This is a genomic window from Hyphomonas sp. (genome assembly GCF_036964145.1).
In the GTDB taxonomy this organism is placed as follows: domain Bacteria; phylum Pseudomonadota; class Alphaproteobacteria; order Caulobacterales; family Hyphomonadaceae; genus Hyphomonas.
This window is the reverse complement of sequence record NZ_JBALUC010000001.1, coordinates 83,033-91,460: the sequence shown is the minus strand read 5'-3', so window position 1 is coordinate 91,460 and position 8,428 is coordinate 83,033. Positions and strand designations below refer to the sequence as shown.

General features: G+C 62.2%; 10 protein-coding genes. 2 read left to right on the top strand and 8 right to left on the bottom strand.

Going from position 1 to position 8,428, the window contains the following annotated elements; translation table 11 throughout:
• Window positions 1–365: 365 nt before the first annotated feature.
• The 3 genes from V7660_RS00460 to V7660_RS00450 all read right to left on the bottom strand — a co-directional run bounded on the left by V7660_RS00460 (window position 366) and on the right by V7660_RS00450 (window position 2,844).
• On the bottom strand, window positions 366–929 hold the full coding sequence (locus V7660_RS00460; protein ID WP_335601146.1) for a Smr/MutS family protein: 564 nt from the start codon (window positions 927–929) through the stop codon (window positions 366–368).
• Between the two features lie 9 nt (window positions 930–938).
• Window positions 939–2,159 carry a murein transglycosylase A gene (gene mltA, locus V7660_RS00455; protein WP_335601145.1) on the bottom strand — a complete coding sequence of 407 codons (1,221 nt, stop codon included), beginning with the start codon at window positions 2,157–2,159 and terminating at the stop codon, window positions 939–941.
• Between the two features lie 70 nt (window positions 2,160–2,229).
• Entirely contained in the window at window positions 2,230–2,844 is a 615-nt protein-coding gene (locus V7660_RS00450) for a Tim44/TimA family putative adaptor protein (RefSeq protein ID WP_335601144.1), read from the bottom strand.
• Between the two features lie 132 nt (window positions 2,845–2,976).
• Here V7660_RS00450 and secB point away from each other — a divergent pair, with 132 nt between their 5' ends.
• Window positions 2,977–3,492 carry a protein-export chaperone SecB gene (gene secB, locus V7660_RS00445; protein WP_335601143.1) on the top strand — a complete coding sequence of 172 codons (516 nt, stop codon included), beginning with the start codon at window positions 2,977–2,979 and terminating at the stop codon, window positions 3,490–3,492.
• Here secB and dnaQ read toward each other — a convergent pair whose 3' ends face one another.
• From dnaQ to V7660_RS00420, 5 genes are read right to left on the bottom strand one after another with little or no spacing between them, the layout of a single operon-like run.
• Entirely contained in the window at window positions 3,493–4,194 is a 702-nt protein-coding gene (gene dnaQ, locus V7660_RS00440; protein WP_335601142.1) for a DNA polymerase III subunit epsilon, read from the bottom strand.
• A complete protein-coding gene (coaE, locus tag V7660_RS00435) occupies window positions 4,191–4,799 on the bottom strand; it encodes a dephospho-CoA kinase (protein ID WP_335601141.1) in 609 nt (202 codons plus the stop codon). The genes dnaQ and coaE overlap by 4 nt, the downstream gene beginning before the upstream one ends.
• Entirely contained in the window at window positions 4,796–5,611 is an 816-nt protein-coding gene (aroE, locus tag V7660_RS00430; RefSeq protein WP_335601140.1) for a shikimate dehydrogenase, read from the bottom strand. Before aroE ends, coaE begins: the two co-directional genes overlap by 4 nt.
• Window positions 5,608–6,204: a Maf family protein gene (locus V7660_RS00425; protein ID WP_335601139.1), complete on the bottom strand. Its 597-nt coding sequence runs from the start codon at window positions 6,202–6,204 to the stop codon at window positions 5,608–5,610. The genes aroE and V7660_RS00425 overlap by 4 nt, the downstream gene beginning before the upstream one ends.
• Window positions 6,201–7,046, bottom strand: coding sequence for a pyruvate, water dikinase regulatory protein (locus V7660_RS00420; RefSeq protein WP_335601138.1), 846 nt, complete (start codon window positions 7,044–7,046; stop codon window positions 6,201–6,203). The genes V7660_RS00425 and V7660_RS00420 overlap by 4 nt, the downstream gene beginning before the upstream one ends.
• Window positions 7,047–7,394: 348 nt before the next feature.
• On the opposite strand from V7660_RS00420, the gene hemE reads away from it, so the two are divergent.
• A complete protein-coding gene (gene hemE, locus V7660_RS00415) occupies window positions 7,395–8,426 on the top strand; it encodes a uroporphyrinogen decarboxylase (RefSeq protein ID WP_335601137.1) in 1,032 nt (343 codons plus the stop codon).
• Window positions 8,427–8,428 lie beyond the last annotated feature (2 nt).

The window sequence follows — 8,428 nt, the reverse complement described above, 5'->3', positions numbered from 1 at the left end:
ACGGCGCCTGCCGCGCCTCGGCTTCGCCTCGCGGAGCTGGAATACGGAATACCCGGATGGCGAGCGCCAGTCCGGCTTCGGGTGCTGAGAGGAGAGCCCACTCAGAGGAGACATGCCCATGTCACGACGCAAAGCCCGCCACCGCAACACGTTCCGGCGGAAATTCCAGCCGACCTATCATTTGCAAAGTCACCGGACCATCGTGAAGTATCTGCGGCGCATCACGAAAAAGCACGACTATCTGCACGCAGAAGTCGATGCCTTTGAACAACGACCGTTGGAGAATCTCTACGGCCCGATACAGATCATGCACGCCCTCAGTCCGGACGTGCTGGCAGAGGAAGAGGCGGAAACCATGCGGAGGCTCAACGCCCTGTCCGAGGAGTTCCGGGCGCGCCGGCCCGCCGGAGAAACAGGTAAAACGCCCCCGCCCCGCCATGACGCACGTGCGCCTCTGAATAGCCCGACACAAGATGGCTCGCCTGAGGTCCCTGAACCCAGTCCAGGAAATTCCGCCGAAGTACCCCCTCGCCCCCGCGTCCTTTACCTGTAATCACCAGCACGCAGCGCGCGCCCTCGGCCCGGCTGCGCTGCAGGAAGGCGTTCAGCATCGCGTCGGCAGAGGCCTGCGTATGGCCGTGAAGGTCGATCTTCCCGGCCAGTTCCAGCCGTCCGCGCTTGACCCGTTTCTCGCCTTTGCGGTCGGCCGCGCGCGCTGTGGCCTTCGGTTTTTCCGGGGCCCGCCCGGCGGCGGCGATCAGGCCTGCCGCTGAGGCATTGCGGGATCGGTTGGGCGAGACCGGCTCGCCGGCTTCCAGGGCGCGCTCGAAATCATCGAGGCTGTCCTGCGCCGGGCCGATCGGCTTGATCGTGCTGGCCACCCTTGCCCAGGCGCGGGATTCTTCCGGGGTCAGGCGACGTTTGGTCATGGCCGCAATCTAGGGCGTGCCGGCATGGAACCCAAGCGCCGCCATGTCAGTGCTGTTGATCCGCGCCGCAACCGCCTTGGGCAGGAACACCCATAGCCGGCCGGGCGCATTCATCGTGCCGGCCCGCTCGCCCGCCTCCGGCCCGGTGCCGAAATAGAGGTCGCCGCGCACCGCGCCCTTGATCGCGCCGCCGGTATCCTGCGCCACCAGCATCCCGGCCCAGTCCCCGCCCAGGCCCGGCGCTGTCGTCTGCACATACATCGGCACACCCAGCGGGTGGACGTTGGTGTCGACGGCCATGGAAGACAGCGGCGTCAGTGGCACGGCCTGCGCCCCTTCCGGCCCCAGCATCGGGTCGCCTTCCGGCAGCGCGCGGAAAAACACGAAGCGCGGATTCTGGTTCATCGCCATCCGCGTCTCGATCGGTCCGGCCCGGTCCATCCAGGCGCGAATGCCCTGCATGCTCGCCTCACCTGCCGTGATCCGGCCCGTCTCCATCAGCCAGTTGGCAGTGGAGCGGAACGGGTGGCCATTATGCGCGGCATAAGCGGCGCGCACAGTGCGCCCGTCCGGGAATTTCAAGCGGCCCGAGCCCTGGATCTGGAGGAAGAAGACATCCGCCGGATGAGCATAGGCAATCGCGCTGACCCCGGACGTCGTGATCTCCGCGCGGGAGGGATACGGCCTCAGGCTGCCATTGCGCAGGCGCTGCTGCGGGCTCGCGCCATTCGGCACGAGGTCAGCCGGCAGCGCAGGCACAGGCTCGGTAAAGGGCGGCGTCGGCGTGTAGCGCGCCTCGTAAAGCGGTTCGAAATAGCCCGTGAACCGGCTGTTGCCGTTCGGGTCGATGATCTCAACGGGGGTGAACAGGGATTCCAGAATGCGCCGCGCGCTCTCATCATCCCTGGCCTTGTTCACTGCATCACAGACCGGCAGCCATTCGGCAACATATCCGGCCCAGGGCGCAACATTGGCCATGTAATCGCCCGCCGACCGGTCCTGTAGTTTCACGCACGACCGCTTGAACGCGCTGAGCGGCAATTCAATCGTCGCCACGTCCCAGTCCGGCAGCTCCCGGAAGCTCGCCGGGCGCTCAATCGCTGCAGGTGGCAAGGGGGCAACATCGACCGGCCGTGTCGGCGACGGCTTGGGCGACGGGGCGGGTGGCGGCGCAGACTGGCACGAGGCCAGGGCAAGCACGCTGGCAAGCAGGAGGAGACGGCGAAGCATGGCGCCATTTATGGAATGCTTTCGGGCGGGCTGTCACGCCCCGGATGCGCGCTTTCCGGTGGAAGGCTGCCTATTTGGCCTCTTCCACGTCATCCAGGATCCAGTTGGGATCGTTTGCGGTCACGTCGTGCATATAGGCCCACAGCTCGCGGGCCGTGCGCGTGGTCTCGCCATCGCCGAGTTCGGCTTCATAGCGCACCCAGATGCGGGCCATGTTGCCGTCCATTTCGGCGCTCTCGATTTCGGCGCGCCGGATGCGCAACAGGTCGAAGGCAGGCGTCCCATTCGTCTCGCGGTCGGTAATGGCCTGGTCCCAGGCTTCGTAGACGTCGTCATCCAGCAGCGGGCGCAGCGTGGCGCGGTCGCCGGCGGCAAAGGCCGTGACGATCATCGTATAGGCCGCCTTCGCGCCGCGCATGAAACTCGCCTCGCTGAAGCTGTTGTCGGCATTGTAGATGTCTTCCAGCCCCCCGGCTGCCGGACCTGTAAAGATCGGACGCTCATTGTCGGCATTCGGCAGAGGCAAGTCGCTTGCGCCGGTATCCACGGGCCGCGACTTGGGCTGGGGTTCGGTACGTTGGACAGGGGAATTGTCCTCGCCGCGTCCCAGCACCGTATAGAGGCGGAACAGGACAAACAGGGCGATGGCCGCAAGGATGACAACCTGGATCACAGGATCAAACATGAACGCGTAACTTCCTCCGATGCATTACGTAATTACCTAAATAGGACGAACGGCCCCATGATGCCAGTGATACGTTGCGCCTGACGGGGCCACATGCTAGGCGCGCGGCTTCAGATTCAGGGAGGATTCAGCATGACAGATGCCAGCGCACCGCAAAACCCCCAACCGCAGGGCACGCCGCCTCAGGCCCCTGCCATGCGGGTCCTCGGACAGTACATCAAGGATCTGTCATTCGAGAATCCTGGCCACGGTCCGGTCCAGGCCCAGCCCAATATCGACCTCGGCATCGATGTCGGCGCGACGCCCCATGCAGACGGCAATGGCCTCTATGAAGTGTCCCTGAAACTGTCCGCAAAAGCGACTGCCGAACAGACCGTCCTGTTCATCTGCGAACTCGACTATGCTGGCCTGTTCCAGATCCAGAATGCCCAGCAGGGCCAGATGGAACCGATGCTGCTGATCGAATGCCCGCGCCTACTCTTCCCGTTCGCGCGTCGTATCATTGCCGAGATTACGCGCGAAGGCGGCTTCCCGCCGCTGCTGATCGATCCGGTCGACTTCGTCCAGCTCTACCAGTCGCAATACCAGCGCGCAGCAGCTGAAGGCGGCGCCGCTGCGCCGTCCGGCGGCGAAACCGGTCAGGCCTGATCAGCCGACCTTCTTCCAGATCGCGTCATCGCCCAGACTGTCCACAAAGGCAGCATGGGCGGCGCGCTCTTCCTCCAGGATGAAAGACTGAAGCGGCTCCGGCCGCTGACGCGCAGAGCGTTTCCGCTCACTCCGGCTCAATTCTTCCTCGCTCTCGAACGTAAAGGCATGTGCCCGCCCGCCGAGTAATTCGAGATAGACGCTCGCCAGCAACTGGCTATCGAGCAGCGCGCCGTGGAATGTCCGGCTTTCCAGCGAAATTTCAAACCGGCGGCAGAGCGCGTCGAGATTCGCCGGCGCGCCCGGATATTTCTTCCGCGCCATCATCGCCGTATCGACCCAGCGGTCGGTCGGGATCGGCGCGCGCCCGCATTTCTCCAGCTCCATGTTCAGGAAGTTCCGGTCAAACCCGGCATTGTGCGCCACCAGAATGGCGTCGCCCATGAACTCGAGGAACGCGTCCACAACAGAGGGGTGCTCGAAGAAAGGCGCGTCTTTCAGATCATCATCCGTGATCCCGGTAATGCGGACTGTATCCTCGGACACCGAGCGTTTCGGATTGATCAGCGTCCGGAATGTGCGTCCCGTCGGAATGTGGTTGATCATCTCGACCGCGCCGATCTCGATCACCCGGTCCCCTTCCAGATGGTGGAGGCCTGTCGTCTCGGTATCGAACGCCAGTTCGCGGATGTCTTCACTCATGAATTTGCCTCTTCAACCAAACGATTCATCAGCGATACTATCGCGCGGACACAGTCGGTAGCAAACTCGAAACCATGTGCTGTGGAGATGATGAAATCTGCCCGTGCGCGCTTTTCTGCATCCGGCATCTGACGCGCCAGGATCGATTCGAACGTCTCCTCCGTCATGCCCGGCCGGGACAGCACGCGCTCGCGCTGCACATCTGCTGGCGCCGTCACCACGGTGACATAGTCGCAATAGGCATAGCCGCCAGATTCATAGAGCAACGGAATATCCAGCAGGACAAAGGGCGCGCCGGCATCACGCGCTTCGTCACGGAACTGCTTCTGCGCATCACCCGCCAGCGGATGTACAATGGCTTCCAACCGGCGCATGGCTTCGGCGTCATCCAGCACGCGTTCCCGCAGCGCCATACGATCAATCGCACTGTCGAGGGTCACCCCAGGAAAGGCCGCTTCGACAGGAGCCACCGCCGCGCCGCCCTTGGCATAGAGCGCATGGACGGCAGCGTCCGCATCATAGACAGGCACACCCTCGTCCCGGAACAGGCTCGCCGTGGCAGACTTTCCCATGCCAATGGATCCGGTCAGTCCAAGGATGATCATGTCGTTGCCTCCACCAGTTTTCGACACCGGGCCAGTGCGGATTCCATGTCCGGCAGGATGCCGAACCACAGCTCGAAACTGAATGCGGCCTGCGCAACCAGCATGCTCAACCCGTCCAGCGGTTTCCAGCCAGCCGTCTCGGCCTGCTCAAGCATTGCCTTGGCCGGCTTGCCATAGGAAATATCGTAGAAGGTGCGCAGCTTCCCTTCCGGGAAATCCAGCGTCCGGCCCGTATGGCCGAGGCTCAGCGTGTTGATCACGACATCCGCCTTGCCCATCTCGGCTTCGGCGTGTTCGAGGCCCCGAATATCCGCATTGATGTTGAGATGCTTCACCAGTTCCTCGGCCCGCGACTCGGTGCGGTTGCAGATCGTCAGGGTTGCCCGCATGTCGGACAGAGCGAGCGCCACCGCCCGGGCAGCGCCCCCTGCTCCGAGCAGGCAGACATTCTGGTCAGCAATCTCGATATTTGCCTGAGCCAGGGATTCCGTGAAGCCGGGCGCGTCCGTATTCTCCGCGAGCCAGCCACCGGATTTGAGCCGGACCAATGTATTGGCCGCGCCGATCTTGCGGGCCACCTCGCTCGCGCTCTCGGCAAGCTGAATGGCGGCTTCCTTGTGCGGCAGCGTAATGTTCAGCCCCAGCGCTTGCCGATCTTGCAGCGAAGACAGCCCGGATTCGAACTCGCCTTTCGGCACGTGCAGCGCTTCATACGTCGCATCGAGCCCGTGCTCGCGGATCCAGGCATTGTGGATCACCGGCGACAGGGAATGGCTGACCGGATCTCCGACAACTCCATAAAGCTTGGTCATGACAGCAAAACTCCGCGTGTGCGCAGATAATCCAGAAGCGGCAGCAAGGGCAGGCCGAGGATCGAGAAATAGTCGCCTTCGATCCGTGTGAACAATTGCACGCCCAAGCCTTCGAGCTGGTAAGCGCCAACCGTCGACAGGAGTGGCTCTCCCACTGTCTCGATATAGGTGTCGATGAACTGGTCGCTCAATTTGCGGACGGTCAGTTTCGGCCGAGCCAGATGCCGCCAGACCGGTTTGCCCTCTTCGCTGATGACAATCGCAGTTTCCAGCGTATGCGCCTTGCCGGACAATTTCACGAGATGATTGCGCGCATCCGCAAGGTCGACTGGTTTGTCAAAGGCTTCCGCGTCGAGCGACAGCATCTGGTCGCAGCCGATCACCAGCCCCGGCTCGCGCATGGAGATCTTCACGGATTTCAGCTCCGCAAGTTGCATGGCCTGGTCGCGCACTTTCATGTCGCTGGCGCGGAAAGACGCCTTCGCCGCATCCTCGTCCACATGGGGCTTGATGGTTTCAGCCTCGACGCCAGCTGCGGCCAGGACGGCGCGGCGGCTCTGGCTGCCGGAGGCCAGGATGATGCGCTGGCTCATAGATGGGCGTTCCGCTCGTTCAGCAGGTTCAGGATCGCGGCGGCGGTTTCCTCGACCGACCGGCGGGACACATCAATCGTCTTCCACTTGTTGCGTTGGAACAGGCGGTTGGCTTGGGTGACTTCATCGCGCACTGCGGCCTCATCGGCATAGATCGTGTGCTCGTCTTCCTGCAGGGAGATCAGTCTCTGCCGCCGGATCTGGACAAGGCGCTCTGCGCTGATTTTCAAGCCAACGATCAAGGGGCCTTTCGGGCCAAGCTCTTCCACAAAGCCGGGCAGCGGCACGCCGGGCACGAGCGGAATATTGCCCGCCTTCACCTTGCGGTTTGCAAGATAGACACTGGTCGGCGTCTTCGAGGTCCGGCTGACGCCCAGCAGGATCACGTCGGCATTGCGCAAGCCGTCGACATTCTGGCCATCATCATGGGCCAGCGTGAAATTGATCGCTTCCATCCGCTCGAAATAGTCATCATCCAGCGCATGCTGACCGGCGACGATGCGATTGGCCGATACTCCCAGATGTCGGCCGAGCATGGCCACGGACGCATCCAGCACGGGCAAGGTCGAGACGCCCCGCTCACGGCAGAACGCTTCCAGCTTTGTCCGCAGCGTCTCATCAGAGATCGTGTACCAGACCACGCCGGGCGCCGCTTCGATCTCGCGCATCACACGCTCAAGCTGGCGTTCGGACCGGACGAGATAGTAATTGTGCTCCAGCGGTTGTACGTTCTGGAACTGGGCGCAGGCCGCGCGCTGGATGGCGTTCAGGGTCTCACCGGTACTATCAGATACCAGGTGGACATTGAAATATATGCTGAGACGGGCGGGTGGCTTGTTCATGCCCCCTGTGTTGCCGAGGTTGGCGAAACACACAAGACCTGTGACTCCTCTGTGAATAGAGGAATTCCCCCAAATGGATTCACAATCGAGTCACAGTCCGAGAATTCGACTCCGGTAGAATCCCCTTTCGTTCGCACCTGTGACTCCAGCTGGGGTGTTAACCCCTCGTTAACCTCGGTAAAACCGACAGTTAACGAAACCTTACCGGGGTGCGACACCCTGTGACTCCCCTGTGGATTTAGCTGGACAATTCCTGTGTGTGGCCTTTCTCCACGAATTACACGGTCTAATAGTTATAAGCGCCCTGACGGGCTTTGTTTGATTTTGGGATGGAAGGGGGCCTGAGGCATGAACGCCAAGCCTAAGCTGATTCAGGTACTTGAGGGACAGGTGGTCTCCCCGCCTCCGGTATGGATGATGCGACAGGCTGGTCGACACCTCCCGGAATATCTCGAGCTCAGAGGACGGGCCAAAGACTTTCTCGATTTCTGCTACACGCCTTCCATGGCAGCCGAAGCCACGCTGCAGCCTGTTCGCCGCTATGGCATGGACGCGGCCATCCTGTTTGCCGACATCCTGCTGATCCTCGATGCGATGGGCCTGGGTGTGCGGTTCGAAAAAGGTGTTGGCCCCATCGTCCAGCAGATCGAGCAATCATCGGATCTGGCTGCTGTCCCTCCTCAAAAGGCGGCGGATCGGTTGTCGCCTGTCTATGAAACCGTGTCCCGGGTGAAAGCATCCCTTTCTGAAAGTACCGCCCTGATCGGCTTTGCCGGCTCGCCCTGGACGGTTGGGCTGTATGCCATCGAAGGGCGCGGCAAGACGGACAAGTCGCTCGCCTGGCGGTGGGCTCATGGCAAGCCGGACGAACTCGCTGCCGTGCTTGACCTCATCAGTGATGCCACCGCGCACTATATGGCGGCGCAGGTTGAAGCCGGTGCAGATGCCCTGATGCTGTTTGACAGCTGGGCCGAGGGCCTTCCGAACAATATCTTCCGGGAAGTTATCATTGCGCCGACAAAAAAGCTGGTTGCGCGTCTGCGGGAGATGGGCATCACCGTGCCGATCATCGGGTTCCCGCGCGGGGCCGCAGCGATGCTTCCGGAATATGTCCAGGAGACAGGCGTCACAGCTGTCGGCCTCGACACCGCGGCCGTGCCATCCTTCGTGAACAGCGCCCTGCCCGCGGGTTTCCCGGTGCAGGGACATCTTGACCCACTGCTGCTCATTGAAGGCGGTTCGAGACTCGACGACCGGGTTCGCGAACTTATCTCAGCCTACGAAGGTCGGCCGCACGTGTTCAATCTCGGACATGGCATCCGGCCGGAAACACCGATCGCGCATGTCGAGCGCGTGCTGGAAATCATTCGAAAGGGCTAGGA

What these genes read in the sequence shown, in the direction of transcription:
- V7660_RS00425 (WP_335601139.1), bottom strand. Translation starts at nt 6,204, where the DNA reads ATGAGCCAGCGCATCATCCTGGCCTCCGGCAGCCAGAGCCGCCGCGCC.
- hemE (WP_335601137.1), top strand. Translation starts at nt 7,395, where the DNA reads ATGAACGCCAAGCCTAAGCTGATTCAGGTACTTGAGGGACAGGTGGTC.
- aroE (WP_335601140.1), bottom strand. Translation starts at nt 5,611, where the DNA reads ATGACCAAGCTTTATGGAGTTGTCGGAGATCCGGTCAGCCATTCCCTG.
- secB (WP_335601143.1), top strand. Translation starts at nt 2,977, where the DNA reads ATGACAGATGCCAGCGCACCGCAAAACCCCCAACCGCAGGGCACGCCG.
- coaE (WP_335601141.1), bottom strand. Translation starts at nt 4,799, where the DNA reads ATGATCATCCTTGGACTGACCGGATCCATTGGCATGGGAAAGTCTGCC.
- V7660_RS00420 (WP_335601138.1), bottom strand. Translation starts at nt 7,046, where the DNA reads ATGAACAAGCCACCCGCCCGTCTCAGCATATATTTCAATGTCCACCTG.
- V7660_RS00450 (WP_335601144.1), bottom strand. Translation starts at nt 2,844, where the DNA reads ATGTTTGATCCTGTGATCCAGGTTGTCATCCTTGCGGCCATCGCCCTG.
- V7660_RS00460 (WP_335601146.1), bottom strand. Translation starts at nt 929, where the DNA reads ATGACCAAACGTCGCCTGACCCCGGAAGAATCCCGCGCCTGGGCAAGG.
- mltA (WP_335601145.1), bottom strand. Translation starts at nt 2,159, where the DNA reads ATGCTTCGCCGTCTCCTCCTGCTTGCCAGCGTGCTTGCCCTGGCCTCG.
- dnaQ (WP_335601142.1), bottom strand. Translation starts at nt 4,194, where the DNA reads ATGAGTGAAGACATCCGCGAACTGGCGTTCGATACCGAGACGACAGGC.